Source organism: Paenibacillus taichungensis, from assembly GCF_047302525.1.
In the GTDB taxonomy this organism is placed as follows: domain Bacteria; phylum Bacillota; class Bacilli; order Paenibacillales; family Paenibacillaceae; genus Paenibacillus; species Paenibacillus taichungensis_B.
On record NZ_CP168020.1, the window covers coordinates 1,229,638 to 1,255,996 of the forward strand.

The 26,359-nt window shown below is 49.2% G+C and carries 26 protein-coding genes and 5 tRNA genes; 20 read left to right on the top strand and 11 right to left on the bottom strand.

Going from position 1 to position 26,359, the window contains the following annotated elements:
* Window positions 1-242 precede the first annotated feature (242 nt).
* From ACDJ58_RS05450 to ACDJ58_RS05475, 6 genes are all read left to right on the top strand, one after another.
* Window positions 243-1,445: a DUF4367 domain-containing protein gene (locus ACDJ58_RS05450; protein ID WP_413376158.1), complete on the top strand. Its 1,203-nt coding sequence runs from the start codon at window positions 243-245 to the stop codon at window positions 1,443-1,445.
* Between the two features lie 459 nt (window positions 1,446-1,904).
* Entirely contained in the window at window positions 1,905-3,092 is a 1,188-nt protein-coding gene (gene alr / locus ACDJ58_RS05455; RefSeq protein WP_413376160.1) for an alanine racemase, read from the top strand.
* 261 nt (window positions 3,093-3,353) lie between these two features.
* Window positions 3,354-3,635 (top strand): CopG family ribbon-helix-helix protein, encoded by a 282-nt coding sequence (locus ACDJ58_RS05460; RefSeq protein ID WP_024630715.1) that lies wholly within the window; start codon window positions 3,354-3,356, stop codon window positions 3,633-3,635.
* Between the two features lie 3 nt (window positions 3,636-3,638).
* Entirely contained in the window at window positions 3,639-3,989 is a 351-nt protein-coding gene (locus ACDJ58_RS05465; protein ID WP_024630714.1) for a type II toxin-antitoxin system PemK/MazF family toxin, read from the top strand.
* Between the two features lie 234 nt (window positions 3,990-4,223).
* The gene (locus ACDJ58_RS05470) at window positions 4,224-6,413 is read left to right on the top strand and encodes an alpha-galactosidase (RefSeq protein WP_413376163.1); all 2,190 of its coding nucleotides are present in this window, start codon (window positions 4,224-4,226) and stop codon (window positions 6,411-6,413) included.
* 274 nt (window positions 6,414-6,687) lie between these two features.
* Window positions 6,688-8,910 (top strand): Tex family protein, encoded by a 2,223-nt coding sequence (locus tag ACDJ58_RS05475; RefSeq protein ID WP_413376165.1) that lies wholly within the window; start codon window positions 6,688-6,690, stop codon window positions 8,908-8,910.
* 152 nt (window positions 8,911-9,062) lie between these two features.
* Here the strand turns inward: ACDJ58_RS05475 and cmpA are convergent, their stop codons facing one another.
* Both cmpA and ACDJ58_RS05485 read right to left on the bottom strand, forming a co-directional pair.
* Window positions 9,063-9,206 carry a cortex morphogenetic protein CmpA gene (gene cmpA / locus ACDJ58_RS05480; RefSeq protein WP_090808144.1) on the bottom strand — a complete coding sequence of 48 codons (144 nt, stop codon included), beginning with the start codon at window positions 9,204-9,206 and terminating at the stop codon, window positions 9,063-9,065.
* A 232-nt stretch (window positions 9,207-9,438) separates the two neighbouring features.
* Complete coding sequence (locus tag ACDJ58_RS05485) at window positions 9,439-9,795, bottom strand: hypothetical protein (RefSeq protein ID WP_024630711.1); 357 nt, start codon at window positions 9,793-9,795, stop codon at window positions 9,439-9,441.
* 116 nt (window positions 9,796-9,911) lie between these two features.
* Between ACDJ58_RS05485 and ACDJ58_RS05490 the strand changes: the two genes are divergently transcribed.
* The 3 genes from ACDJ58_RS05490 to ACDJ58_RS05500 all read left to right on the top strand — a co-directional run bounded on the left by ACDJ58_RS05490 (window position 9,912) and on the right by ACDJ58_RS05500 (window position 10,714).
* Window positions 9,912-10,373 carry a SprT family protein gene (locus ACDJ58_RS05490; RefSeq protein WP_413376167.1) on the top strand — a complete coding sequence of 154 codons (462 nt, stop codon included), beginning with the start codon at window positions 9,912-9,914 and terminating at the stop codon, window positions 10,371-10,373.
* 171 nt (window positions 10,374-10,544) lie between these two features.
* Window positions 10,545-10,620 (top strand) — tRNA-Asn (locus ACDJ58_RS05495).
* 5 nt (window positions 10,621-10,625) lie between these two features.
* Window positions 10,626-10,714, top strand: a tRNA-Ser gene (locus tag ACDJ58_RS05500).
* 233 nt (window positions 10,715-10,947) lie between these two features.
* Here ACDJ58_RS05500 and ACDJ58_RS05505 read toward each other — a convergent pair.
* Window positions 10,948-11,646 carry an ArsR/SmtB family transcription factor gene (locus tag ACDJ58_RS05505; protein ID WP_413376169.1) on the bottom strand — a complete coding sequence of 233 codons (699 nt, stop codon included), beginning with the start codon at window positions 11,644-11,646 and terminating at the stop codon, window positions 10,948-10,950.
* 171 nt (window positions 11,647-11,817) lie between these two features.
* Between ACDJ58_RS05505 and ACDJ58_RS05510 the strand changes: the two genes are divergently transcribed.
* Window positions 11,818-12,417 carry a flavin reductase family protein gene (locus tag ACDJ58_RS05510; protein ID WP_413379486.1) on the top strand — a complete coding sequence of 200 codons (600 nt, stop codon included), beginning with the start codon at window positions 11,818-11,820 and terminating at the stop codon, window positions 12,415-12,417.
* Window positions 12,418-12,627: 210 nt separating this feature from the next.
* The gene (locus ACDJ58_RS05515; protein ID WP_079695276.1) at window positions 12,628-13,299 is read left to right on the top strand and encodes an MgtC/SapB family protein; all 672 of its coding nucleotides are present in this window, start codon (window positions 12,628-12,630) and stop codon (window positions 13,297-13,299) included.
* 57 nt (window positions 13,300-13,356) lie between these two features.
* Here ACDJ58_RS05515 and ACDJ58_RS05520 read toward each other — a convergent pair whose 3' ends face one another.
* Both ACDJ58_RS05520 and ACDJ58_RS05525 read right to left on the bottom strand, forming a co-directional pair.
* Complete coding sequence (locus tag ACDJ58_RS05520; RefSeq protein ID WP_413376171.1) at window positions 13,357-14,253, bottom strand: Cof-type HAD-IIB family hydrolase; 897 nt, start codon at window positions 14,251-14,253, stop codon at window positions 13,357-13,359.
* 3 nt (window positions 14,254-14,256) lie between these two features.
* On the bottom strand, window positions 14,257-15,033 hold the full coding sequence (locus tag ACDJ58_RS05525; protein WP_413376173.1) for a DeoR/GlpR family DNA-binding transcription regulator: 777 nt from the start codon (window positions 15,031-15,033) through the stop codon (window positions 14,257-14,259).
* 307 nt (window positions 15,034-15,340) lie between these two features.
* Between ACDJ58_RS05525 and ACDJ58_RS05530 the strand changes: the two genes are divergently transcribed.
* From ACDJ58_RS05530 to ACDJ58_RS05545, 4 genes are all read left to right on the top strand, one after another.
* Window positions 15,341-15,412, top strand: a tRNA-Glu gene (locus ACDJ58_RS05530).
* A 107-nt stretch (window positions 15,413-15,519) separates the two neighbouring features.
* Window positions 15,520-15,595 (top strand) — tRNA-Lys (locus ACDJ58_RS05535).
* Window positions 15,596-15,612: 17 nt separating this feature from the next.
* A tRNA-Leu gene (locus ACDJ58_RS05540) sits at window positions 15,613-15,695 on the top strand.
* Window positions 15,696-15,867: 172 nt separating this feature from the next.
* Window positions 15,868-16,284 (top strand): helix-turn-helix domain-containing protein, encoded by a 417-nt coding sequence (locus tag ACDJ58_RS05545; RefSeq protein ID WP_413376175.1) that lies wholly within the window; start codon window positions 15,868-15,870, stop codon window positions 16,282-16,284.
* 169 nt (window positions 16,285-16,453) lie between these two features.
* Here the strand turns inward: ACDJ58_RS05545 and ACDJ58_RS05550 are convergent, their stop codons facing one another.
* From ACDJ58_RS05550 to ACDJ58_RS05575, 6 genes are read right to left on the bottom strand one after another with little or no spacing between them, the layout of a single operon-like run.
* Window positions 16,454-17,272, bottom strand: a complete 819-nt coding sequence (locus tag ACDJ58_RS05550) for an urease accessory protein UreD (protein WP_413376177.1) — start codon at window positions 17,270-17,272, stop codon at window positions 16,454-16,456.
* A gap of 58 nt (window positions 17,273-17,330) precedes the next feature.
* Window positions 17,331-18,053 (bottom strand): urease accessory protein UreG, encoded by a 723-nt coding sequence (gene ureG, locus ACDJ58_RS05555; RefSeq protein WP_413376179.1) that lies wholly within the window; start codon window positions 18,051-18,053, stop codon window positions 17,331-17,333.
* A gap of 33 nt (window positions 18,054-18,086) precedes the next feature.
* Window positions 18,087-18,785: an urease accessory protein UreF gene (locus ACDJ58_RS05560; protein ID WP_413376181.1), complete on the bottom strand. Its 699-nt coding sequence runs from the start codon at window positions 18,783-18,785 to the stop codon at window positions 18,087-18,089.
* 15 nt (window positions 18,786-18,800) lie between these two features.
* Window positions 18,801-20,519, bottom strand: a complete 1,719-nt coding sequence (gene ureC, locus ACDJ58_RS05565) for an urease subunit alpha (RefSeq protein WP_413376183.1) — start codon at window positions 20,517-20,519, stop codon at window positions 18,801-18,803.
* Window positions 20,516-20,905 (bottom strand): urease subunit beta, encoded by a 390-nt coding sequence (locus ACDJ58_RS05570; protein WP_413376185.1) that lies wholly within the window; start codon window positions 20,903-20,905, stop codon window positions 20,516-20,518. The genes ureC and ACDJ58_RS05570 overlap by 4 nt, the downstream gene beginning before the upstream one ends.
* Window positions 20,906-20,923: 18 nt before the next feature.
* A complete protein-coding gene (locus ACDJ58_RS05575; protein ID WP_076291707.1) occupies window positions 20,924-21,226 on the bottom strand; it encodes an urease subunit gamma in 303 nt (100 codons plus the stop codon).
* Between the two features lie 260 nt (window positions 21,227-21,486).
* On the opposite strand from ACDJ58_RS05575, the gene urtA reads away from it, so the two are divergent.
* The 5 genes from urtA (at window position 21,487) to urtE (ending at window position 26,355) form a co-directional block, all read left to right on the top strand.
* Window positions 21,487-22,737, top strand: a complete 1,251-nt coding sequence (gene urtA, locus ACDJ58_RS05580) for an urea ABC transporter substrate-binding protein (protein ID WP_413376187.1) — start codon at window positions 21,487-21,489, stop codon at window positions 22,735-22,737.
* A gap of 154 nt (window positions 22,738-22,891) precedes the next feature.
* Window positions 22,892-23,797 carry an urea ABC transporter permease subunit UrtB gene (gene urtB / locus ACDJ58_RS05585; RefSeq protein WP_413376189.1) on the top strand — a complete coding sequence of 302 codons (906 nt, stop codon included), beginning with the start codon at window positions 22,892-22,894 and terminating at the stop codon, window positions 23,795-23,797.
* A gap of 18 nt (window positions 23,798-23,815) precedes the next feature.
* Window positions 23,816-24,910, top strand: a complete 1,095-nt coding sequence (urtC, locus tag ACDJ58_RS05590; protein ID WP_413376191.1) for an urea ABC transporter permease subunit UrtC — start codon at window positions 23,816-23,818, stop codon at window positions 24,908-24,910.
* Window positions 24,873-25,682: an urea ABC transporter ATP-binding protein UrtD gene (gene urtD, locus ACDJ58_RS05595; RefSeq protein ID WP_413376193.1), complete on the top strand. Its 810-nt coding sequence runs from the start codon at window positions 24,873-24,875 to the stop codon at window positions 25,680-25,682. The genes urtC and urtD overlap by 38 nt, the downstream gene beginning before the upstream one ends.
* Window positions 25,660-26,355: an urea ABC transporter ATP-binding subunit UrtE gene (gene urtE, locus ACDJ58_RS05600; RefSeq protein ID WP_413376195.1), complete on the top strand. Its 696-nt coding sequence runs from the start codon at window positions 25,660-25,662 to the stop codon at window positions 26,353-26,355. The genes urtD and urtE overlap by 23 nt, the downstream gene beginning before the upstream one ends.
* The last annotated feature ends 4 nt before the right edge of the window (window positions 26,356-26,359 follow it).

Sequence of the window (26,359 nt, forward strand, 5' to 3'; positions counted from 1 at the left end):
GTATGTAATTGCATTGGTTGGGTTGTTATCTGTATTTACTATGAAGAATCTGGTTGAATTTTACATCCTACCCGAGACTGATTTCTGTAATCAAATAGAGTATTGTGGCAATGCACGATGGAATGCTTGTCAAACTAGTCCGCATATATCGAACAAGTCCCTCATAACATGTACTAATCAAGTAGGGGTTCTGCTGTACGCACAATCCTGAAGTGAAAACATGTGCTAAAGGGGATGATGTCATGCGCCGAATATCATGGATGCTTGCCATGGTATTGGTCTTATCGACCTTACTTGCCGCCTGCGGGAAGAAGGATGCGGCAGCCGTGGTCAAAGATCTGAACGAAGTCGTAGGAGAAATGGAAAGTTATCAGGGGGCAGGCGTTATGACGCTGCATACCGGAGATACGCCGCAGCAGTACAAGGTCGAGGTATGGCATCAAAAGCCTTCGTATTATCGTATCGCGTTAACGAATGCCAAAAAGGATGTAACACAAATTGTACTGCGCAATGATGAGGGCGTATTTGTTCTGACACCAAGTCAGAACAAAAGCTTCCGTTTCCAGAGCAACTGGCCGGATAACCAAGGCCAGGTCTACCTCTACGAGACGCTGATCCGCAGCATAACAGGTGATTCGACCCGCCAGTTTGCCGATGAGAAGGAAAGCTATGTATTCGATGTAGCTGCCAACTACAATACACATGCATTGGTCAGACAGAAAATATGGTTAAACAAAAGCGATTACGCTCCAAAACAGGTAGAAGTATCCGACTCGAATGCCAATGTGGTGGTCGATGTGAAGTTCGATAGCTTCAAATTTGGTACCGAATTTGAGAAAGACGCTTTTGACATGCAGCGTAATATGACTGCTGCTACTGAAAATGGTGGCAAGGTCGGTACTGACTCAGGCACGGCTCCTGCTGGGGAAGGTAAAGAGACTACCAATCCTCAAGCTACAACAGAGGAAGGTTCTGCATCGAATCCAAGTGGAACCGTTAGTGACGGACAGACGGGTGTGAGTGATAACGCCGAGCAGCAAGGTTCGGAAGATCCAGCCAGCGGGCAAGGCACGGAAGAACCGACATCAGCCGAGCCGGAAGGTACAGGCAGCTTCGGGGTTATTCAGCCGACCTATGCACCGGAAGGCGTCAAGCTGAAAGACGATCAGATCGTGGAAGGGTCAGGAGACTATTCGGTTATGCTTCGCTACGAAGGAACATATAACTACACGATTTTTGAAGCAAGGCCACAGGACAGAGCCGTATCACTTGCGCCATCCAGTGTCGTGGATCTTGGATTCACGCTGGGTATGTTGAGTGGAGATGCCTTACAGACACTTACATGGATGACAGATGGAGTGGAGTACCGGATCACAAGTGCAGATCTTCCACAGAATGAGATGGTACAGATTGCGACATCGATGCAGGAAGAGTCAGGGAAATGATTTGGAAAGTATAGTCGTCCTAACATAAGGAATGCTAAGAAGCATCGGAGATGAATTCTCCGGTGCTTTGCTGCATATACAGGTCTTCGTTCCTGTTCTATAGCAGTGATTCACAGGATTTGATTTCAGTTGAAGCTATGGGTATCAACAGCCCGTGACCCTGCGTAAGATAAGCAAAGATTAGGTCCAGTGCACTCAATAATGCAAAACACGCTTCTACGCGGGAGGAACCGGGTAAATAATACGATATAAGCAGATGAGTTACGTTATGGAGAGATAAATATCTCATTCATGGTCTGGCTTATGGCTCTTATTCCGCGTTTGCTCCCGACTTCAGGATAGCTCTCTTGTATGTGTTTTGGACTGCAGATCTTCCGTTCATTTGACAGTCACATGCTTGAGCATTACGATGGAGTCTGACGTGAGCCGGATTAAGATGATTAGAGAAGGTGACTTAACGTGCAAGAACAATATCGGCCGACCCAAGCGGAAATCAATTTGGATCATTTGTGCAACAACGTAGACGCTTTCCGTGAAACATTGCCGCAAGGTAAGAAACTGCTCGCTTGTGTGAAGGCAAATGCCTATGGGCATGGAGCAGTGGAGATGGCCAGAGAACTGGAACGAGTTGGCGTGGATTACTTAAGTGTAGCTTTTCTTGACGAAGCGCTTGAATTGCGACAACACGGAATTACCCTTCCGATTCTGGTATTGGGCTACACGCCGCCAGAAGGCATCGCTGAAGCATGGAAACATGATGTAACCATTACGCTGTTCAGTAAGGAAGTACTCGAAGCCATTCAACATCTGGAGACGGGCACATCCTCTCGTAAGCTCAAGGTTCACATCAAAATCGACAGCGGCATGGGCAGACTTGGCCTGTTGCCTGGCGACGAGGCGCTTGCATTCATTCAGGAAGTAGCCAATCTGAAGCAGGTGATGCTTGAAGGCATGTTTACCCATTTTGCCAAGGCGGATGAAAAAGACAAGACCTATACACTGGAGCAGTATCGACGGTTCCGAGGCGTGGTTGATGCACTGCGGGATCAGGGATGTGTCATCCCGATTATACATACGGCGAACAGCGCCGCTACCATTGATACACCGGAGTTGTCCTACGATATGGTCCGTGTGGGAATCAGTCTGTACGGATTGTATCCTTCGGGAGAGGTAAATCACCAGGTAGTGAAGCTGTCCCCGGTATTGACACTGAAGACGAAGGCGGTTCTGGTCAAAACGCTGCCACCTCACTGGGGTGTAAGCTACGGAACCCGATATGTAACACAAGGGAACGAACGAATAGCGACCCTGCCTATTGGCTATGCAGACGGATTTTCAAGAATGCTGTCAGGTAAAGCACATGTACTTGTGCGCGGCCGCCGCGTTCCCGTCGTCGGTACGATCTGCATGGATCAGTGTATGGTGTCGCTACAATCTTTTGCAGCAGAAGCAGAAGAAATTCAAGCCGGCGAAGAGGTTGTTCTCATCGGCCACCAATCGGGTGCAGTCATAACTGCAGACGAAGTGGCGTCTCAGCTCGGTACGATTCCCTACGAAGTGATCTGCATGATGGCGCATCGAATCCCTCGGGTTTATACCCGTAATGGAGCAGTAGTCGCCAGAATCAACCCTCTTTTGACATCCTGATAGCTCGACTGGACGCTATTACCAATAAACTTTTTTTCAGAACAGAAGGAAAACTGTCGGAGCATCTCGAATTATGAATGATGACTGGGATGAAAAATCCTGAAAAGAGATGTTTGGTCTGTACGAATATTGTTCCCCGTGTTTATAATGGAGTACAGCATACTTGATATACTCGGGGCATATATATTCCTTTGTATAAAAGTTCTGGAAAAACGTAATACTGGTTCACAATGGCGAAAGGTTTGTGGGGGTGGAAGAAAGGTGGCCAACTTGCAGAACACCAAGCGGATCATGATCAGTTTGCCTGATTATCTTTTGCAAGAAGTGGATGGCATCGTAGCGCTGGAGAATTCCAACCGCAGCGAATTGATTAGGCAGGCCATGAAGCTGTATTTGACGGAGCGTAAGAAACGTTACATCCGTGAATCGATGCAGCGAGGGTACATGGAGATGGCGAAGATTAACCTCACCATGGCATCCGAGGCCTTTCACGCGGAGGAAGATGCGGACAGCACTCTGGACCGCTTAGTTAGCGGGGTGTAGACATTGATCGTAAAACGCGGTGACGTTTTTTTTGCGGATCTTTCTCCCGTTGTCGGTTCCGAGCAAGGTGGAGTCAGGCCGGTTCTGGTTATCCAGAATGACATCGGCAACCGGTTTAGTCCTACTTGTATTGTGGCGGCGATCACCGCCCAGATCCAAAAGGCAAAGCTGCCGACGCATGTGGAGATTGATGCGGCGGCACACGGCTTTGACCGGGACTCGGTTATTTTGCTCGAACAAATACGGACGATTGATAAGCAGAGGCTGACCGACAAGATTACCCATCTGGACGAGGAGACCATGAAACTGGTCAACGAAGCCTTACAGATCAGCCTGGGTTTAATCGATTTTTAAGGCATTAGACAATTGTTTCTTTGTTCTGCCGTGCCATCCGTAGACAATGGATGTTCCTTACAGGAACACACAATTTCAGACAGCAATCAAAAGAGCGTACAACAGCCTAACGGCCGGGGTACGCTCTTTTGATTAAAGCTTCATGAAAGCGTAGAACATTGTGAAGCTTTTCGTTATAATGATACCTGAGAAACCGTTTACGTTAATCGACATATATAGAGGTGGAGGAGACATATGAGCATTTATATTGATCAGGAGAAGCTTCAATTTCATCTACAGACTCAAAAGGCAAGCTATGTATTTCAGGTACTGCCTTCGGGATATTTAGTACATTTGTATTATGGCAAAAGACTGCGTGATACCGATCTGAGCTGGCTTCATGTGCGTACAGAGCGTGCTTCGTTCAGCCCGAATCCGGTGCCGGAAGATCGGACGATCTCTTTCGACACGTTGGCAGTAGAACTGCCGGTGTATGGTACAAGTGATTTCCGTAATCCGGCAATCCAATTGGAGCTTGAGAATGGTTCAACCGTTTCGGAGTTTACGTATACAGGCTATCAACTGATCAAAGGAAAGGCAGCGCTTACCGGACTGCCTGCAACTTATGTTGAGTCTGACGATGAAGCCGAGACACTCATCGTTGAACTGGAAGACCGTGTTGCAGGGATCAAGATTGAACTTAGCTACACGGCCTTTACAGCATTTAATGCGATTACGCGTTCCATGCGCATCATTAATGAGAGCGCTACCTCGGTGAATATTGCACGTGCGCTCAGCTCTTCCGTTGATTTCCCGCATGCCGATTACGAATTGCTGCAACTGTCAGGAGCATGGACGCGTGAACGGGACATCGTTCGCAGACCGCTTGCTTCCGGCCTGCAAGGCATCGAGAGCCGTCGCGGCTCAAGCAGTCACCAGCAGAACCCGTTCATTGCACTGATGACACCGGGTACAGACGAAGATGAGGGTGAAGTCTACGGGTTCAGCCTTGTATATAGCGGCAGCTTCGCTGCACAGGCGGAAGTGGATCAGTTCCACACCACTCGTGTATCGCTGGGAATCAATCCGTTTGAGTTCAGCTGGAAGCTGGATTCGCAGGAGTCATTCCAGACGCCTGAGACGGTCATGGTTTATTCGGATGCAGGTCTGGATGGCATGTCTCAGTCGTATCATAAACTGTATCGCGAGCGCCTTGCACGTGGCAAGTTCCGCAATGCAGAGCGTCCGGTTCTGGTCAACAACTGGGAAGCGACCTACTTCGGCTTCAACGCAGATAAGATTGAGCAGATCGCCCAGGCAGGGAAGAAGCTCGGCATTGAACTGTTCGTACTGGATGACGGATGGTTTGGACATCGGGACAGCGATAACTCCTCGCTCGGTGACTGGATTGTGGACAAGAACAAACTGCCACAAGGCCTGGATGATTTGGCCAACCGGGTAACCGATCTGGACATGCAGTTCGGATTATGGTTCGAGCCTGAGATGATTTCGCCAGACAGCGAATTGTACCGTGCTCATCCGGACTGGTGTCTGCATGTGCCGGATCGCCGCCGGACGGAAGGGCGCCAACAATTGGTACTCGATTTCTCCCGTCAGGATGTGCGTGATGAGATTGTACGCTTGCTAAGCGATGTGCTTGGATCTGCGCCAATCACATATGTGAAATGGGACATGAACCGGAATATGACGGAAGTGGGTTCTGCATTGCTGCCAGCAGACAGACAACGTGAGACTGCACATCGTTATATGCTTGGATTGTACGAAGTCATGGAACGTATTACTTCAGCGTTCCCGAATATCCTGTTCGAGAGCTGTTCAGGTGGTGGCGGCCGTTTTGATCCAGGTATGCTGTACTACATGCCGCAAACGTGGACCAGCGATAATACGGACGCGATATCCCGTCTGCGTATTCAGTATGGTACAAGCCTGGTATATCCGGTAAGTTCAATGGGGTCACATATCTCAGCAGTTCCAAATCACCAGGTCAACCGAATTACTTCACTGGAGATTCGTGGACATGTCGCTATGTCCGGTAACTTTGGATACGAGTTGGATTTGACCCGTTTCACAGAGGAAGAGAATGACATTGTAAAGGCGCAGGTTGAACTGTACAAAGAAATTCGGGGAACTATCCAATACGGAACGTTCCGGCGCTTGCTAAGTCCGTTTGAGGGAAATGAAACGGCCTGGATGTTTATTGCACCAGATGGCAGCGAAGCCGTTGTATTCTACTTCCGTGTGCTGTCTGAACCGAATGCACCGCTCCAACGTCTGAAGCTGAAGGGCCTTGACCCTAATGCGGATTATCGCCTGAAAGGTGGCTCCGAGACGTTTACCGGGGATGCGCTAATGTATGGTGGGATCTCTGTAGGCCGTGCATCGGGAGACTATTGGAGTGAAATGTTCCGATTCGAACGGGTATAATAAACTGGCGTGAATGCAGTGTTTGTCAGGGGAGACCGGAAGACGTCGGGGAGACGTTTTTCGGTCTTTTCTTATGGCTGAGATGAAGGTTTGATACGTAATCTCAATTGTAAGAACTTGTAACCTGGACGAATGCTGGAAATCTGAACGGGATTTTGTGATAATATAGGGGAGAGGAATCTGCATGAATGCAGGTTCGATACTGTGATTACAGCAGCAAAGCTGCCCTGAACAAGCTTCAACTGAACGATTCAGGAAGGAAAGAGGGATTTATTTGTCTGAACAGGAAACGGTTCTGGAACCCAATGAAGAAACAATAAAGGCAGAACGCCATGAACGAATCATCAAACAGGTAGCCAAGGAACTGTCACTATCCTTGAAGCAGGTCCGCACTACGTCGGAGCTTCTGGACGAAGGCAATACGATTCCATTTATCGCCCGCTACCGTAAAGAAATGACTGGAGAGCTGGATGAGAACCAGCTGCGGCTCATTGAAGAGCGCATTGTTTACTTGCGCAATCTGGAAGACCGCAAAGTGGAAGTCATCCGTATTATAGAGGAACAAGGCAAGCTGACCGGAGAATTGAAACAATCCATCAAGCAGGCAGTCAAGCTGCAGGAAGTGGAGGACTTGTACCGTCCGTTTCGTCAGAAGCGGAAAACCCGTGCCAGTGTGGCGAAGGAAAAAGGTCTCGAACCACTCGCTATCTGGATCTGGGGTCAACCGAAGCAAGGGAATGTTCTGGAGGAAGCTGCGCGTTATATCAATGCTGAACTTGGGGTAGAAGATGCAGAGGTCGCACTTCAGGGAGCCAAAGACATTTTGGCTGAGAATATTGCAGATGATGCTGCTATTCGTGCATGGATTCGTCGTTATACGCTCGATCATGGCATGCTGACTTCGGAAGCGAAGGATGCTGAGCAGGAGTCTGTATACGAGAACTACTATGATTATCGTGAATTAGCCAAAAAAATGCCTCCTCACCGTATTCTCGCAATTAACCGCGGTGAACGTGAAAACATTTTGAAAGTGGGTCTGGACGTGCAGCCTGAACCGGCTCACCGTCATATGGAAGGACAAATCATTAAGGGTGCATCTGCGGTCCAGGACATTTTGCGTGCTGTGGTTGAAGATGCTTACAAACGATTGATTGCCCCTTCGATTGAGCGTGAGGTTCGTGCAGAACTGACGGAAAAAGGTGAAAACCAAGCGATATCCGTATTCTCGGCTAATCTTCGTAATCTGCTGCTTCAGCCGCCGATTCATGGCAAACGTGTGCTTGGTGTCGATCCTGCCTACCGTACCGGTTGTAAACTGGCTGTGGTCGACGATACGGGCAAGCTGCTCGAAGTGGCTGTTACGTACCCAACGCCACCACATAACAAGAAGCGTGAAGCTGCCGAGGTTTTCCATCGGATGATCAAGCAATATGATATCGGATTGATTGTCATCGGTAATGGTACCGGATCCCGGGAAACAGAACAGTTTGTTGCCGAGATTATTCAGGAGAACGGGGACGAAAGTCTCGTGTATCTGATCGTCAATGAAGCTGGAGCGAGTGTGTATTCTGCATCCAAGCTAGCCCAGGAAGAATTCCCGGATCTTGACGTTGCTGAGCGGAGTGCTGCTTCGATTGCCCGTAGGGTGCAAGACCCGCTGGCTGAGTTGGTTAAAATCGATCCAAAAGCCATTGGTGTAGGCCAATACCAACATGACGTATCTCAAAAGATATTGGAAGAAAGCCTGAAGGCTGTTGTGGAATCCGCAGTTAACCATGTGGGCGTGGATGTGAACACGGCTTCGCCTTCACTGCTGTCCTATGTTGCGGGTGTAAATGCCACGATTGCTAAAAATATCGTGAAATACCGCGAAGAGAACGGCCGGTTCACGAATCGTCGCCAGTTGCAAAAGGTGCCGCGTCTGGGCGCCAAAACCTATGAGCAATGTGTAGGCTTTATGCGGATTGGCGAAGGTGAGAATCCGCTGGATCGCACACCGATTCACCCTGAATCGTATAAGGTCGTTGATCAGCTCTTTAAGGAGCTTCAGGTTGCGCTGGACAAGCTGGGCAGCAAGGAACTGTCTGTTCTCCTGTCTGAGCAACAACCAGAACAGCTGGCTGTGAAGCTGGATGTGGGTGTGCCTACACTGCGTGACATTCTGGACAGCTTGCAGCGTCCGGGTCGTGACCCGCGTGAGGAAATGCCGCTACCGATCTTCCGCACAGATGTGCTCAAAATTGAGGATTTGGTGGAAGGCATGGAGCTGCAAGGTACGGTTCGTAACGTGATCGACTTTGGTGCCTTTGTTGATATCGGCATCAAGAGTGACGGACTTGTCCACATCTCACAGCTGAGTAACGGTTATGTCAAACATCCGATGGATGTTGTATCTGTCGGGGATAATGTAACGGTTTGGGTGATGAACGTGGATACCAAAAAAGGTCGTGTCGGCCTCACGATGAAGAAGCCTGCTTCTTCTAAGCAGTCTTCCTAATCCAACACAATGATCGGAGAACAGCCTTCCCTGTAATGGGAAGGCTGTTTGTTGTCAGTTATAATAGTACTGTTGCCCGTACTGTATTCTTCGAAGGGAATTTATGAATGAAGTGAGAGCTTGAAGTGGACGGAGAGAGTGGCGTCAGATTCTTAGAGTTCGCTGTCCGCGCTGCGCGGGGTGCCACTTGTCGGTTTGTTTCGGTAAAAGAACCAGCATTCGTTCAGCAGCTTGATCTGTCTGCTGTCCTTTTTGTGAAATGCACGCATCAGTTGATTGCAAAGCCATTGAGGCAAGGGTATCTCCTCCTCTTGCATAATTCATCTGTACGTTAGCATATGTGGCAATAGCCTGGACTGTGCAGATTAACCCGTGATGAACACGGAAAATTCAATATGTATACGGATATGTACTGAAGAGCGGGGCCTATGAATGTAGGGTTGGAAAAAGTGAAAAAAAGCGCAACCTCCGCTTTTAGGAGATGCGCTTTTGGTTCCATCCTGCATTAATAATAAGTCCATAAGTGGATTAGAGTGATTCCATCTCTTCTTCATACCATTGCTCTAATTGAGCCTGAAGCGCCCGGATCTCAGTGAGCAGGGAGATCAAAGGATATTCACTCTCTCTTAGTGCTGCGAAGCTTTGTTCAAGCGCATTGATATAATCAAGGCCTCCGATGATGGAGAGTTGCTCGTCCAGAAGGTCAAGATTGTCACATTCAGCGATTGCCCAAGGCAGAACAGGTACATCTGCTGCGGTAAGTTTGTCAATTTCTTTGTGCAGGCGCAGGTTGAGCGCACTGAGTTGATAAGCGTAATCGGCAGGCATTTCCACAAACTGCAATTGCTGTTCCTGCTGCAGGATGACGTAGCGCATTGTAGGCATAACGAGTAATAATCTCCCCTCATACATTCTACTTGACAGTGTAGCCTACGAAACGGTTAAAATTCAAGTATTATGGCGGAAAAACAAATGGCCCAAGGGGTGTGAAAGGAGAACCGATGGAAAATGAGGAATTGCAGCATTGGATTGAGCAGGTGTCACTGGATCATTTCGGTGTTCCGTTCACTCACGAGGCGCTGTTTAACCGTCGTCTGACCACTACAGGTGGGCGTTATATGCTCAAGAGTCACCGAATAGAGATTAATCCTCATCAGCTCGAAGCCTATGGGCGGGAAGAGGTTGAGAAAATCATCAAGCATGAACTGTGTCACTACCATCTTCACATTCGTGGACGCGGCTACCAACACCGTGATCCTGAATTCAAGGCCTTATTGCAGAAGGTGGGCGGTTCGCGGTTCTGTCAGTCTCTTCCGTATGGAAAGGGCAGAAAGCCATTACCGTATCGCTATAAGCTCGTGTGCAAGAGCTGTGGCACGGAATATTTGCGTAAACGCAAAGTTGATCCGAAGCGGTACCGCTGTGGTCGATGTGCGGGCAAGTTGGGGATTCATACCATCTGAAGTGAACGTTTTTTGGAACCAACACTTCTTACTACAAGACCACAAGACTATATGCAATATGCTCCCTGGTGAGCATTTATGGGAGTATCTGAAGCTTATAAAGAAAGTCACCGGAGGCATGTTGACTTGGAATATTAATCATGATAAATTTAGGTTATTCAAGATTATTATTCCCTGATAGCTCAGTTGGTAGAGCACTCGACTGTTAATCGAGTTGTCACAGGTTCGAGCCCTGTTCGGGGAGCCATTCTTGGAGAGATACCCAAGTGGCTATAAGGGGACCCTCTGCTAAGGGGTTAGACTGCGTAAGCGGTGCGAGGGTTCGAATCCCTCTCTCTCCGTTCTGATATACATCTCTGTATAAGGGATGAGAACCCTAAAGGTTCGTCGAAGCATACGCTTCGGAAGGAATACATCGCAGTCTCGAATGAAGTGAGAGTATCCCTCTCTCTCCGTTCTGAATCAAACAAAACAAAATCCCCCTCCTCAGTAACCTTTAACGGATACTGAGGAGGGGGATTTTTGATGTATCGTCATTTTGCCGATGTACAAGAAAGAATGCCCGATTGCGTCCCTATAAAGAAATGCCCAATACCTCGTACAACCCCTTCTTGCCAGCTTCCGTGACTTCAACCGAACGGCTGCCTGCCTTCTGACGGGTCCAGTCCAATTCAGACAAGCGGCGTCCCAGTTCGTCTCCCAGTACTCCGGAGATATGGTGACGACGTTCACTCCAATCCAAACATTTGCGAGCCACAGCGCGGCGTGATCCGGCTTTCCCATCAAGGATAATGCCAAAAGAAGTGAACCATTGAATCCCTTTCTCTGTAATGTGGTAATCCTTGGCCTGCTCATCCTCAGGCTCTTCGAGATAACCTTCCCGCAATAAAGCTTCACACAACGATATCCCCAATTTTCCGGCAAGATGCCCATAACAGGTTCGAGCAAAGCTTAGATGTTGGAGCTGGTTGGACTGTTTGAGGGATCTCACTTGTACTGGTGCGGCGATACTACCCATCGTCTCAATCAGAAAAGCAACCTCTTTGCCTGCGAGACGATAGTATCGGTGTCGCCCTTGCTGTTCAACGACGAGCAGGCCACCTTCGACCAGCTTCGCGAGATGACTGCTTGCCGTTTGAGGAGTAACACCCGCCATGTAAGCAAGTTCGCCTGCAGGAAGGGCACGACCATCCAACAAAGCTTCCAAAAAAATAGCACGACTGGGATCAGCAATTAACGATGCAATAACAGAAATATTCGGATATGTACTCATACTTCGATGATACCTTAACTATTGGTGTATTACAATTCAATCAAGCATGAATTAGAACCCAAGAGAATGGAAGGGATGGATTGAAGAATGGAGGAAGAAACATTGCATACCAATGATAGAGCGCAAGAAGAGTTTGAACCGGTGAACCATCGGGACTTGAACAAAGAGGTGATGCAACATGAGGTTATAACTCCAAGTATTTTGTACTATGGCACACCAGTACTGTTGCTGAGCACGTTAAACGGAGATGGGACGACAAACCTGTCTCCGCTTTCTTCATCCTGGGCACTGGGCGACTGCCTGGTACTTGGAGTCGGTATTCAGGGCAAAGCCTTTGAGAACCTGAGTCGTCATCCCGAATGTGTGATTAATCTGCCGGATGCATCCATGTGGGAGCAGGTTGAGGGACTGGGGCGTTATACCGGAATATATCCCGTTCCTGAAGAGAAAAGGAGGATGGGATTTGAGTTTTGCAATGATAAATTTGCCGTCTCTGGACTAACGCCCCAAGGTTCAATTCAAGTTGAGCCGGATAAAATAGCGGAGTGTCCGCTCCAGATTGAAGCCGCGGTACAACACATTCGTATTCCCGAACATACGCCTTTCATGGCGATTGTGGAAGTGAAAGCGTTGAAGGTACACGCACATGCCCGACTGATATCAGGTTTGAACAAGATTAACCCAGAGAAGTGGAATCCTTTAATTTATAATTTCCGACATTATTATGGACTTGGAGAAAGGCGTGGGGAGAGTTTTCGGGCAGAGAAGTGATGTATATGGTCTGTATAGCATAGACAACCAATAAGTAATCCAGAATATATGAAGTGGGGTCGGTTGGGGTGCCGCTTCTTTCTATCTATATTGAGGCTCCATTGAGATTTCATGCGAGTAATCAAAGAATTCGGTTATTTTATTAGGCAGGGATTGGGTAAATAGTAAAGAAAGATACATGTAAGCATATACATAAGAGAGGTGATGAACATGGAAATGGAATACTTAATGCGTGTACTCATAGCTGGTATATGCGGCGTGTTGATCGGATATGAGCGCAAGAACCGAATGAAGGAAGCGGGGATACGTACACACTTTGTTGTTGCGGTGGGTGCAGCATTGATGATGATTGTATCTAAGTATGGCTTTCAGGATCAGGCAGGCTGGGCGAATCTCTCGCTTGACCCATCCAGGATTGCCGCACAGGTGGTCAGTGGGGTTGGCTTCATTGGAGCCGGGATGATCTTCACACAGCGCCACACGGTCCGGGGATTGACGACAGCGGCGGGAATCTGGGCGACTGCAGGAATGGGACTGGCTGTGGGTTCGGGATTATATTGGACTGGGGCTGGGGTAACGCTGCTTATTGTAGTGGCACAGATGCTGCTGCATCGGCCGACACGCTGGTTGGTGTCCGCGAGAACAGAGACGCTGACCATTCGACTGCTAAAGGAAGGGGACACCCTCAAAACCGTATTGGCTTTGCTGGGACAGGAGAAAATCTCGGTGGTTGGGTTCAAAACAGAACAGCAAATAAGCACAGACTCCGGGGAGGAGACTGTACTTGAATTCACTCTGCAACTGCCTGGATCATATCGTGCCGAGCAATTAATTGTTTTATTGCAGGATGTGCCTCACGTTCGATCCGTTGATATGAGGTGAGCCCAGGCTATCGCTGGTTCGTTATGTCGCGCAATGCCGAGCTATCACGACAATCGATTACTGACCGCCTTCAACGACGGTCTCCGGCCGGGAAACGGGCTTGCCTTCAAGAACACACTGAATGGCATGTGCGACACCATGCTCCACATTGGTCAAGGAGATAGCCTTGGCAAGCGCCTTAATCTCCGGTTCAGCATTGCCCATGGCAATACCTAGCCCTGCCATTTTGAGCATGGATACATCGTTGAAGTTATCACCAATGGCTGCTGTATCTTCCATGGAAATGTTCAGATGAGCTGCCAGTTTGCTTAAGGCGTTACCTTTGGATACATCAGGATGCTGCATTTCGAAGTTGTGTTCAGAGGACACTACCATGGCTACATCGGAGCGAGAAGCAAAGTATTCGCGTCCCTGCTGCAATTGAGCCGGATCCATTGAAAAGGCCATAATATTGTAAATGTAAGCTTCGGAAGGGATTTCCTGATGGGAGTTTACGCGGTGATAGTCTTTCTTGTCATAGTGCTTCTTAACAGCTCGAATAAGGCGTTCAATATCCTCCCCGGGACTCGAACCCAGGATGCGATCCATCTCAGCGAGCATCGCCTCGTGGCTGCTTATAGGAGCGTAAATACCCTGTTGTGTGGAGGCCTCGTAGTAGCAATGATGATCCTCCAGCCACTGCATGACGGATGCGGCCGTTTCACGCTCAAGTGGGAGATGGAATAGGCGTTCACCGTTGACATCGTGGATGGTAGCTCCGTTGGAGCCAATGACTGGCGTGTTAATTCCGCCTTCGCTGCTTATAGTTAATACGTCGGAATAGACCCGGCCTGTAGCAATCGTAATCTTCAATCCTTCTTGTTGCGCCTTATGGATTGCAGCTGCGTTTTCCGGGCTGATCTGACTGTCTCTGTTCAATAGGGTTCCATCTAAATCGGTAGCAAATAATTTCATATGTTACAACTCCTTTTCAATTGTAGGTTCAGGAATGAGAATCTCGACTTGTTGTTCGGCCAGAAAGGTTCGCCAATCTTGGGAAGGCCATTGATCTGTAATTAACATATCAACGAGTGACCAGTCCGCAAAACGATAACCATAACGCCTATCAAACTTGGAATGGTCAGCGAGTACAATAACCTGTTTCGCAGCCTGCATCATTTTGTGCTTGATCTTTCCTTCTTCTTCAGAGGCACTGAAGCCGTCCATCGTAATTCCGCCAATGCCGATAAAGGCTTTGTCTACATAATAATGGGAAAGAGTTTCAATCACTGAAGTACCATAGACGTAACGTTGCTCCTTATCGACTTTGCCGCCCAGCAAACGAATCTCGACAGCGGTATGATTGGAGAGAAGTTCAGCTGAATAAATGGAATTGGTGATGACGGTACAGGACTTGCCGTTTAGATTTTCGGCACAAGTCTGCACTGTAGTGGAAGAATCCAGAATAATGTGTTCGCCTTGGCGGACGATAGCAGCGGCTAGCTTGCCAATAGCTCTTTTTTCATCGGAAATGTGGAGCAAACGATCTTTATAGGATCGGTGCTCATCTGGTGGAACGGGGAGAATTGCACCGCCGCGCGTTCGGATAATGGCATCCTGTTCTTCAAGCTTGATCAGATCCCTTCGTGCTGTGTCCCGGGAAACGTCAAAGAGGGATACAATATCATCAGCCGAGATGCGATTGTGTTTACGCAAATGTTCAATAATCAGCTGCATTCGTTCTTCCTGAAACAAACGTGCCGCCTCCTTATACGTATCTGACCGTGTATATAACTGATAGGTTAATTATAAGTACTAATAATGATATTTGCAATATTATAAGTGAATGTAAGTGTATTTAAGTTTTTTGATACTAATTTTACAAATTACGATGATTACGGTGATAAATATGTGAAAGACATCTCAGGCGTGAACACGCTCTTGAACTTATGGAGAAGGGGTGAAAAGGAGTGCATAAAAAAGTTTGAAAAAAAGTGTTGCACATTTAAGTTAGCCTATGATATACTCATTCTTGTCGCCAAGAAAGACAACTTGTTTACAAGGCCCGTTGGTCAAGGGGTTAAGACACCTCCCTTTCACGGAGGTAACAGGGGTTCGAATCCCCTACGGGTCATTATCTTCACCACCTCAGGGATGCACAATCCTGATGAGGAATCCTCAAAAAGTCATAGCTCCTAAACAAAAGAGTTACGTATGGCACATTCGGTGAAGTTACAGCAAGAGCCATTAGCTCAGTTGGTAGAGCACCTGACTTTTAATCAGGGTGTCGAAGGTTCGAGCCCTTCATGGCTCACCATTTTTACAATTGAATATGCGGTCGTGGTGGAATGGCAGACACGCTATCTTGAGGGGGTAGTGGGTGTATACCCGTGGAGGTTCGAGTCCTCTCGACCGCATCACAGCAACAAACGTTATAAGATAGACTCTCATGATTATTCATGGGAGTCTATCTTTGTGTTATGAGAAATACCAGAACGTATTCCTGGGATTAAAAGGCTGAGGATTCAAGAAGGTTGTGGTATAATTTAGGTACATGTATTGATTATTACGGTTGGAAGGCGGTTCTGTATGCAGTCGATCTATGAGCGAATTGAACACCTGATTGCCGAACGAGGAATGACCAAGAAGGCTTTCTGCCAACAGCTGAAGATCAGCACGGGCAATCTGGGTGACTGGAAACGCGGTAAATCTATTCCGAGTACGAATAAACTAATTGAGATTGCTTCGTTTTTTGATGTGAGCCTTGACTGGCTCATGATTGGGCGTCCATCCAAGGAGGCGATGGTACGGGAAAAACGGGAGGATTATTTTTTTGACGTGTTGCGGCAATTGAATTGCCAAGAAAGCGAATTATCGACTGTGGAACAGTCTTTTATCAGTGAATATATTGAATTTACCCGTTATCGCAAATCCAAGGAAAGCAGGGATTCAGGCGGCTTTCGTTACAAGGCAGAAGATAAGCCCAAAGGAGACGAGCTGTTGTAGTACAAGTTAGTGAAAGCTACAACTTGACTGGATTATCTGCGTATATTATAAAAAACCTCTGAATACATCCGAAACCCGTCGGAGAGTGGTTCAGAGGTTTTTTCTTTGGAACTCGTTGCAACATGAACATGCGATTCCGAAAGTTGTTAGTCTGATAGACGTGTAGCCTTCACTTGCGGAATGTGAGGCTAGGTTTACCCAAAAGATCGGAGCGAAGGGTGTTCCAGATCTGAAGGCATTGCTCCTGAAGTTCCCAGGCAGCCATTCCGAGCAAACGAACACCAATCCCGCCTGTAGCGAGCAAGCTAGCTCCGGCAAGCATGCGACCATCTGGGGGCAAAATGGACCGTACGGACTCCAACTGTGCTGCGCCCAATCCAGGGGCGATCATCCATAAAGCCGCAGTATGGGTGTAGTCTAACAACGCTGCGGGTGATTTTGGATCGTCCGATTCTGGTTCGAGCCCGAAGCGATCCCATACGGCCAATTGCTTCCCTTGCCAGATTTCTGTCAGACTGCGATACCGCTTGAACTGAAAGACTTCTCCCCGATGAATCCGTCCAGCGGACCAGATATCCGCATACGCAAGTATTGCTTGTTCACCCAACTCGAAGGTCGTGGTGAGTGAGGATGAGCTACCTTTAAACGGAATAACGCATTCAGGGAAGTACTCCAGCACCGCTCCTTGCTCCAGCCGAAAGTGATGGTTCACAGATGACGGAATAGTAGGTGTGGGATGAAGCCTCGTGGCTGATGTGCTGCTTAGCATTAAGTGAGTGTTCTGGCCCAATTGCCATTCGGATCGATAATGGTCACCGTTCAGTACGCCTGGAGAGACGTCTGAAGTGTATACACATAATTCATCTCCGCCACCCGGAGGTCGAAAGGATCGGCTGAACCGGAGAGGGGCGCTGTAATACCGATCGGTCATGACGGTGCGCCCGCCTTGGAGGGCGAAAGTAGCCCGAAGCTCGCTGCGGCGTATCACGGCCTCTCCAGTGCTGCGATTCAGTCCATGTTCAACTCCATGTAAAGAGGAAGAGGAATTAGTGGCTATGAGTCGTTCCGTGCTCATGGGTGTGTGTATGCAGATGCGCAGCGGAAGCATCGTCATCCATATATTGATGTTCAAGCCAATGGACGATTTCGGATACCCCTTCACCGCTCATCAGGTTCGACATCACATACGGCCGTCCTTCGCGTACCCGTTCAGTATCATCCTTCATTACTTGCAGGCTTGCGCCAACATAAGGGGCAAGGTCAGTCTTGTTAATGAGCAGGAGGTCAGAACGGCTAATACCCGGACCACCTTTGCGAGGCAGTTTTTCCCCCTGAGCCACATCAATAATGTAAATGAATACGTCCGCCAGTTCCGGGCTGAATGCAGCCGAGAGATTGTCGCCGCCGCTTTCGATAAAGATCAGTTGCAGGTCAGGAAAGCGTTCAATCAACTCATCAACGGCTTCGAAATTCATTGAGGCATCCTCGCGAATAGCGGTATGTGGGCATCCTCCCGTCTCTACACCGATAATACGTTCCGGTGCGAGCGCATTCTGACGCAGCAAAATCTCGGCATCTTCCTTCGTGTATATATCATTGGTAATAACGGCCAGGCTGTAGCGTGTACGCAGTGCCTTGGACAGCTTCTCTACTAGGGCCGTTTTTCCTGAACCTACCGGCCCACCGATTCCGATTCGCATTGGTCGACTCCGATCAAATACCTTACGTTCCCATTCCGCATGATGCGTATGATTAGCTCCTCCACACATAACAAATTCCTCCTTGGTTTTGAATTAATGTAGTTAGGACATGAACAGACGGGCTGGCAGGCTCTCGTGCCGCATAGCATAGATTTCCTGGGCAATACCGAAGCTGTGCATGTCTTCCGGGTCGTTATTCCGGAATTGAGACCATTCAGAGTCGATATCATTCAAAAGTTTCTGGATCAGCATCTGTGCTTCGGTTTGCCCAATGGGCAGAAGACGCAAGGCGCTATTTACATAAGCATTAACAGAAGTGTACAGATGTCCGGTGACGGCTTCGTCCAGTCCAATTTCCAGTTGATAATTGATGTAGCCGTGAATCGTTGTAATGCCACAAAAAGCACCATGTTCCTGAACGGCTTCATCGATTAGAGAAAAGTCCATCCACGGATATAGTGATCTGGCGAGTTTGAGTAATCGCTTCCCCATCTTGTGCCCACTTTCCCGCAGTTCCCTGGGGGTTCGCTGGGCGTGTACACGTTTGTCGTAAAGGGCTAGAAGGGCGGCATCTTGTTGCTCAATGGCCTGGTAGACACCTTTGATGGCGAGACCATCGAACCGTACGAGGCTGGAATGAAGCTGGCCGCGAATGAATTGTTCGAGTTGGGCGGTGGTCCGTATCCTGCCATCATGAGTGTATGCCTCCAGACCGAACGAGTGGGAGAACCCGCCAATGGGCAGGGCCGAATCCAGCAGTTGAACATAACGGAGTAATTTCGTGCCGCTGTGCATCATCATGCGTGGCCCCCTTTGTCAAAACATGAAATAGCGTTGTGCCATCGGTAGCTCATCCGCGGGCTCACAGGTGAGAAGCTCACCATCAGCCCGTACCTCATAGGTTTCGGGATCGACTTCAATGATGGGTGTAACGTCGTTGTGAATCATGTCTTTTTTGCTCACCGAACGGCAGCCTTTGACGGGTTCAACGCGCTTGTTCAAACCTAGCTCCTCCTTGATTCCCGCATCTGCTGCGGCTTGGGAGACAAAAGTGATCGACCCTTTGGCAAGTGCGCCGCCGTAAGCACCGAACATCGGCCTTCCGAATACGGGCTGCGGCGTAGGGATCGAAGCGTTGGGGTCACCCATCTGGGCGAAGGTGATCATGCCTCCCTTGATGACCATCTCGGGCTTTACCCCGAAATAGGCTGGGTTCCAGACGATCAGGTCTGCCAACTTGCCAACCTCCACGGAACCGACGAGATGGCCTATGCCGTGAGCAATAGCCGGATTGATCGTATATTTGGCGACATACCTTTTGATCCGATCGTTATCGGACGGGGAGCCTGAGGTCAGTTCAAGCTTGCCTCGCTGCTTTTTCATCTTATCGGCGGTTTGCCAGGTGCGAATAATGACTTCGCCAACCCGACCCATTGCCTGCGAATCGGAACTGATGATGCTGAATACGCCAAGATCATGCAAAATGTCTTCGGCCGCGATCGTTTCGGGCCGAATCCGCGAATCAGCGAAGGCAACGTCTTCAGGGATGGATGGGTCCAGATGGTGACAAACCATCAGCATATCAAGATGTTCTTCTACGGTATTGCGTGTGTAAGGACGTGTTGGGTTGGTTGAAGAGGGGATGACGTAAGACTCTCCGGCAGCGCGGATAATATCCGGCGCGTGTCCGCCGCCAGCACCTTCCGTATGATAGGTGTGGATTGTGCGTCCGTTAATGGCCGCCAGTGTATTTTCGAGAAATCCGGTCTCGTTCAGCGTATCGGTATGAATGGCTACCTGAACATCATGCTCTCCGGCTGCGGTCAGACAGGCATCGATAGCGCTTGGCGTTGTACCCCAATCTTCATGCAGCTTCAGTCCAATGACACCGGCTTCAATCTGTTCAATTAATGGAGCGGTGCTGGAACTGTTGCCTTTGCCGAGATAACCGATATTCATGGGAAATGCCTCTGCGGACTCCAGCATACGGTGGATATGCCAGGCTCCAGGTGTACAGGTGGTGGCTTTGGTTCCGGTTGCAGGTCCTGTACCGCCGCCGATCATGGTTGTTACTCCTGAAGATAATGCCGTTTGAATCTGTTGTGGACAAATAAAATGAATATGGGTATCAATGCCTCCCGCGGTCACAATCATGCCTTCCCCGGCAATGATTTCGGTCGATGCGCCAATAACCAGCGCGGGATCGACTCCATCCATCGTATCCGGGTTGCCGGACTTGCCGATTGCGCAGATGAGGCCATCGCGAATACCGATGTCCGCTTTTACAATCCCCCAATGATCAATGATGACGGCGTTTGTAATGACGGTATCGGGTGTGCCATCGCTACGAAGGGCTGATGTGGACTGACCCATCCCGTCGCGAATAACCTTACCGCCGCCGAATTTGCTTTCATCCCCATAGACAGCATAATCATGCTCAATCTCTGCCCATAGTTCCGTATCCGCCAGTCTGACGGCATCCCCGGTGGTGGGGCCGAACATGGATGCGTATTGTTCGCGGCTCATTCGTTTCATAAAGGGTTCCCTCCGTCCTGCATAGGGGGCGCAAATGCCTTCAGAAATGTTTCCAGTTTCTGTGGATCAGGTGGCTGATCTGCGGATCCTTCGGTTAATCCGTTAAATCCATAAATCTGACGTTTGCCGCCAAATGTGGTGAGTTCGACCGGTTTTTCTTCGCCGGGTTCAAAACGGACAGCGGTGCCTGCCGGAATATGCAGGCGGTGTCCGAAAGCGGAAGGGCGATCAAAGTCCAGCGCAGCATTGACTTCATAGAAGTGAACGTGAGAACCGACCTGAACGGGACGGTCGCCGCGGTTCAATACAATCAGACGCACGGTTGAGCGATCGGGATGACAGACGATCTCATCATCCTTTTTTAAGCGATATTCACCAGGGATCATGGAGTTCTCCTGCCTTTCTCAGCGTATAGGTTCATGGACAGTGACCAGCTTTGTTCCGTCAGGAAAAGTGGCTTCCACCTGTACCTCAGGGATCATATCGGGTACACCTTCCATGCAGTCTTCGCGTGTCAGGATCGTGCCGCCGTATCTCATCAACTCTGCAACACTCATGCCGTCGCGTGCACGTTCCATGAGCTCGGAGGTCAATAATGCGATAGCTTCAGGAACATTCAGTTTAAGTCCGCGTCCTCTGCGTTCGCGGGCGAGGTTAGCAGCCACGGTAATCAGGAGTTTTTCTTTTTCCTGCTCAGTCCAGTGCAAGGTAATCCGACCTTTCCCTTAGATAGTCTATGTCGTCATGGATCATGTTATATGTTAAATATACTCACACAGGGTGGACCCTTTGTCAATATGGTTCCAATTATATTAGCAGCATGCATGAAACAAGTATGCACAAAATAAAATTGTGTAAGCATTATTGACACGGTGAGTGTAAGACTCCATAATTTGGATCAACGAACATTTCGGACATATATGACCTTAATGTTCGTCAATAGACTAAAAAAAGGGAGTGTAGGCTATTGAAGAAGAGGTCGGTCAAGTTATGGAGTGTTTTGCTCGGTGCAGTCATTGCGTTGACAGGATGTGTGGAAGGTGGCACGCCGCCTGAGGCGTCGAGTTCCGGTGGGGCGGGAGAACCAGCTTCATCCGGAGATACGATTAAAGTAGGTGTTCTTCACTCCCTAAGTGGAACGATGGCGATCAGTGAAGTGTCCGTTAAGGATGCGGAGATGCTTGCCATTGAAGAGATCAATGCAGCGGGCGGAGTTCTGGGTAAACAGATCGAGCCTGTGATTGAGGACGGTGCTTCCGATTGGCCTACATTTGCGGAGAAGGCTGGAAAGTTGCTGCAGCAGGATAAAGTAGCCGCTGTATTCGGTGGATGGACCTCTGCGAGTAGGAAAGCGATGCTTCCGGTGTTTGAGCAGAACAAGGGTCTGTTGTTTTACCCAGTGCAATATGAAGGATTGGAATCATCACCAAACATTTTTTACACAGGAGCCACAACGAATCAACAGATCGTACCGTCCGTAACCTGGTTGCTGGAGAACAGGGGCAAGAAGTTTTACCTGCTGGGTTCGGATTATGTTTTTCCGAAAACGGCCAATCAGGTCATCAAAGCTCAGCTTGCGGCTGAGGGTGGCGAAGTGGTAGGCGAAGAATATACACCGCTGGGGCACACGGATTACAGTACGATTATCAGCAAAATCAAGGCTGCCAAGCCGGATATTGTATACAACACACTGAATGGAGACAGTAATGTTGCGTTTTTCAAACAATTGAATGATGCCGGGATCTCTTCCGAACAGTTGACAACTCTGTCAGTGAGTGTGGCGGAGGAAGAAATTCGGGGGATTGGTGCGGATGTACTGAAAGGGCATTTGGCCTCCTGGAACTATTATCAGACAACAGATACACCTGAAAATAAAACATTTGTAGAGAAATATAAAGAAAAATATGGAGCTGACCGGGTGACGGCCGATCCGATTGAAGCGGGATATGTGGCAGTTTATCTGTGGAAAGCAGCCGTGGAAAAAGCCGGATCAACCGATGTTGAAAAGGTGAAGGAGGCCGCCAAAGGCCTGGAATTCGATGCACCGGAAGGAAAAGTGACGGTGGACGGAGAGAACCAGCATATCTACAAAACGGTGCGGATTGGCGAAGTGCAGGAAGATGGACAATTCAAGGAATTGTGGAACTCCGGCGCACCAGTCAAACCTGATCCGTATCTGAAAACGTACGAATGGGGTGCTTTCCTCAGTACCAAATAGCATGGGCATCTCACGTCAAAACTGCTGAATAACAGACGAGGGTGAGACAACACACCCTCTTACAACATCACAGTAAAGCGTTGATGCGAAATATGAGTGGTATCTTTATCTTGTATAAAATTTCAGATGTTCACAGCATGAGGAGGGAAAGGCGATGGATATGTTTGTCCTGCAAATGTTCAATGGGTTAAGCATCAGTTCCATCCTGCTGCTGATTGCGTTGGGACTCGCGGTTACATTTGGATTGATGAATGTCATTAACATGGCTCATGGTGAATTGATCATGATCGGCGCTTACGCTACGTATGTGACGCAAAACCTGTTCATTTCGTATGCTCCGCAAGCGTGGTTTGATGTCTATTTTATTGTGGCTTTGCCTATCGCCTTTGGTGTGGCGGCTCTTATAGGCTGGTTGCTGGAAGTGGTGCTGATCAGGCATCTATATGGGAGGCCGCTCGACAGTCTGCTTGCTACATGGGGCGTAGGCATGATGCTGCAACAATTGGCTCGAACGATATTTGGGGCGCCAAATGTAGGGGTATCCAGTCCGGCTTGGCTTAACGGAGGTCTGACCATCGCGGACGATATTGTCTTTCCGTATAAACGTCTTTTCATTATCGCGCTGGTTGCGGTTGTACTGCTGTGTATGTATTTGTACATCTATCGGACTTCATCCGGGAGACGGATGAGGGCTGTGATGCAGAATCGGAGTATGGCGGGTTGTCTCGGGATCTCTACCAGACGAGTGGATGGCATGACGTTTGCTATTGGTTCGGGTATCGCCGGCATTGCCGGATGTGCGTTGACACTTATTGGCCCAATTGGACCCTCGCTGGGTACGTATTATATCGTGGATGCGTTCATGGTGGTTGTACTGGGCGGTGTCGGGAAACTGGTGGGAACCGTGTGTGGTGCACTCGGAATTGGCATGTTTAATACGTTATTCGAAACGTATACTTCCGCCTCCATTGGCAAGGTGCTGGTATTTGTCTGTATTGTAGCTTTTCTGCAATGGAAGCCGCGCGGGCTCGTTGCCATGCGGACCCGGAGTCTGGATTAATGCGAAGAAGGGGGTTATATGATGTCGGCGCTTCTCAAGACGGGTAGTCTGAAAATGAAGATCATCTGGGCGGTTGTCCTGATCATGATGTGTCTGGCTCCACTCATTTCCACGGAATTCCGGCTTAGTCTGTTGGCGAAATTCCTGGCCCTGGCCATTCTGGCGATCGGTCTTGATCTGATCTGGGGATATGGAGGAGTACTTAGTCTGGGGCATGGCGTATTCTTCGGACTTGGTGGGTACGCCATGGCGATGTATCTGAAGCTCCAGGCTAGTGGTACAACACTTCCAGACTTTATGGGATGGAGTGGTCTTAGCGGTCTGCCGTGGTTCTGGGAACCGTTCAGGTCATTTCCGGTGGCGTTATTGCTAGGCATTGCCCTTCCGGCATTGCTGGCCTTTGCCCTGGGGTGGTTCACGTTCCGTAATCGGATCACCGGTGTGTATTTTACAATCCTGACCCAAGCTTTAGTCCTCATTATAGTAACGTTGTTTGTAGGCAAACAGGAATGGACGGGAGGGACCAACGGTATAACGGGGTATAACGCGATCTTTGGTTTTACCCTTCATTCGGCAGGGACAACGATTGCTCTCTACTATATAACGCTTGCCGTTCTGGTGCTCGCCTATATGCTTTGTCGCCGGGTTGTGAACAGCAGGTTCGGTCAGGTGCTAGAAGCTGCGCGGGATGGGGAGAATCGGGTTCGCTTTCTTGGATATGACCCGGCAGGGTTCAAAACGCTGGCCTTCGCCCTTTCCGGAGCGCTTGCGGGAATCGCTGGTATGTTATTTGTGCTCCAGGTAGGGATCATCTCACCTTCCATGATGGGGATCGTGCCTTCGATTGAAATGGTGTTATGGGTTGCCTTGGGAGGTCGTGGAACTCTAATTGGTGCTGTGATCGGAGCTGTGGTGCTGAACGCAGCCAAAACGGGCATCAGTGAAGCTTATCCGGAAGGGTGGTTGTTTGTCATTGGTGGGCTCTTTGTAACGGTGGTCTTGTTCATGCCGAATGGGCTTGTTGGTGTATACCGTCATGTGGTGCGCTTGCTGAAACGGAGAGGAGAGGTTGTGCATGTTCCAGTCAGTCAGGAAAAACCAAAAGTCTACTGACATTCCGGTAGTCCTGGTCGCTGAGGAAATTACGGTGGCGTTTGGTGGTTTTGTTGCGGTCAAAGGCATGAATCTGAAGCTGCATGAACATGATCTGCATTTTCTGATTGGGCCCAATGGTGCGGGAAAAACAACGATGCTGGATGTGATTTGCGGCAAAACCAAACCCTTGTCCGGTACAGTGAAGATGGCGGATGGTACGGATCTGACACGTCTGAAGGAGCACCAGATTGTTCGAAAAGGGGTAGGGCGCAAGTTCCAGGCTCCATCGATCTTTGCTGGTCTGACTGTGCAGGAGAACCTGACGCTTGCTGCGGAGACTCGTCGTTCTCCGTTACATGCTCTAGGCATTCAGCGGTATGCGAAAATAAGTCCGGCCATGGAGCGGATTACGCTCCAGATTGGTTTGCAGGACCGTGTGGATGCACGTGCAGGGGCACTCTCACATGGGGAAAAGCAGTGGCTTGAGATTGGTATGCTGCTCCTGCAGGAACCCCGTGTATTGCTGCTGGATGAACCGGCAGCGGGGATGACGGACGAAGAAACACACAAGACGGGTCGCCTACTGCAGGAGATTGCGCGAGAAAGGTCTGTTGTGGTAGTGGAGCATGATATGGAGTTTGTTCGCGAGTATGCAGCCAAAGTGACGGTGATGCATGAAGGCAAGCTTCTGAAGGAAGGTACGATGGCGGAAGTACAGGAAGATCCGAGAGTGGCTGAAGTGTACCTGGGCAAAAGGAGGGATGACCATGCTGTCGCTGCAACGAATTGAGTCCGGTTATGGAGAGAGCAATGTGCTGCGCGGTGTGAATCTGGATGTCCAGCCAGGTCAGGTGGTATGCCTGATGGGACGTAATGGTGTAGGGAAAACCACCTTGATGAAGACATTGATGGGGCTTCTTAAAACGCGCAAAGGAAGTATTCAGTGGAAAGGTCAGGAATTATCCACCCACGATCCGGCCAAGCGGGCCAGGTCGGGGATTGGATATGTGCCGCAGGGACGGGAAATCTTCCCGCAGCTTACGGTAAAGGAAAATCTGCTGCTGGGTCTGGAGACCAGTGGCGCAGGGGTAAAGACGTTCCCAGAGGATGTGCTGGCGATGTTTCCGGTGCTTGCCACGATGTATGGACGGCAGGGTGGCGATCTGAGTGGCGGGCAGCAACAGCAGCTGGCATTTGCCCGCGCGCTGGCTTCCCGGCCTGGATTATTGCTTCTGGATGAACCGACAGAAGGCATCCAACCTTCCATCGTAGAGGATATCCGGCAGGTCATTTTGCAAATTAAGGAAAAGGGTGAAATCTCCATCTTACTGGTGGAGCAAAGCATTGATTTTGTACGCGGTGCTGCAGATTATATCTATGTAATGGACAAAGGAGCAATTGCACTGCAAGGAACACCGCGAGAATTGGATATGTCGCAGTTTGAGCACCATCTGTCTGTGTAGCTTA

Bases quoted from the DNA above. Each gene is read 5' to 3' on its own strand.
- ACDJ58_RS05450 (WP_413376158.1), top strand. From the start codon at position 243: ATGCGCCGAATATCATGGATGCTTGCCATGGTATTGGTCTTATCGACC.
- ACDJ58_RS05470 (WP_413376163.1), top strand. From the start codon at position 4,224: ATGAGCATTTATATTGATCAGGAGAAGCTTCAATTTCATCTACAGACT.
- ACDJ58_RS05485 (WP_024630711.1), bottom strand. From the start codon at position 9,795: ATGCCTACAATGCGCTACGTCATCCTGCAGCAGGAACAGCAATTGCAG.
- ACDJ58_RS05490 (WP_413376167.1), top strand. From the start codon at position 9,912: ATGGAAAATGAGGAATTGCAGCATTGGATTGAGCAGGTGTCACTGGAT.
- ACDJ58_RS05505 (WP_413376169.1), bottom strand. From the start codon at position 11,646: ATGAGTACATATCCGAATATTTCTGTTATTGCATCGTTAATTGCTGAT.
- ACDJ58_RS05510 (WP_413379486.1), top strand. From the start codon at position 11,818: ATGCAACATGAGGTTATAACTCCAAGTATTTTGTACTATGGCACACCA.
- ACDJ58_RS05515 (WP_079695276.1), top strand. From the start codon at position 12,628: ATGGAAATGGAATACTTAATGCGTGTACTCATAGCTGGTATATGCGGC.
- ACDJ58_RS05520 (WP_413376171.1), bottom strand. From the start codon at position 14,253: ATGAAATTATTTGCTACCGATTTAGATGGAACCCTATTGAACAGAGAC.
- ACDJ58_RS05545 (WP_413376175.1), top strand. From the start codon at position 15,868: ATGCAGTCGATCTATGAGCGAATTGAACACCTGATTGCCGAACGAGGA.
- ureG (WP_413376179.1), bottom strand. From the start codon at position 18,053: ATGTGTGGAGGAGCTAATCATACGCATCATGCGGAATGGGAACGTAAG.
- ACDJ58_RS05560 (WP_413376181.1), bottom strand. From the start codon at position 18,785: ATGATGATGCACAGCGGCACGAAATTACTCCGTTATGTTCAACTGCTG.
- ureC (WP_413376183.1), bottom strand. From the start codon at position 20,519: ATGAAACGAATGAGCCGCGAACAATACGCATCCATGTTCGGCCCCACC.
- ACDJ58_RS05570 (WP_413376185.1), bottom strand. From the start codon at position 20,905: ATGATCCCTGGTGAATATCGCTTAAAAAAGGATGATGAGATCGTCTGT.
- urtB (WP_413376189.1), top strand. From the start codon at position 22,892: ATGGATATGTTTGTCCTGCAAATGTTCAATGGGTTAAGCATCAGTTCC.
- urtC (WP_413376191.1), top strand. From the start codon at position 23,816: ATGATGTCGGCGCTTCTCAAGACGGGTAGTCTGAAAATGAAGATCATC.
- urtD (WP_413376193.1), top strand. From the start codon at position 24,873: ATGTTCCAGTCAGTCAGGAAAAACCAAAAGTCTACTGACATTCCGGTA.
- urtE (WP_413376195.1), top strand. From the start codon at position 25,660: ATGCTGTCGCTGCAACGAATTGAGTCCGGTTATGGAGAGAGCAATGTG.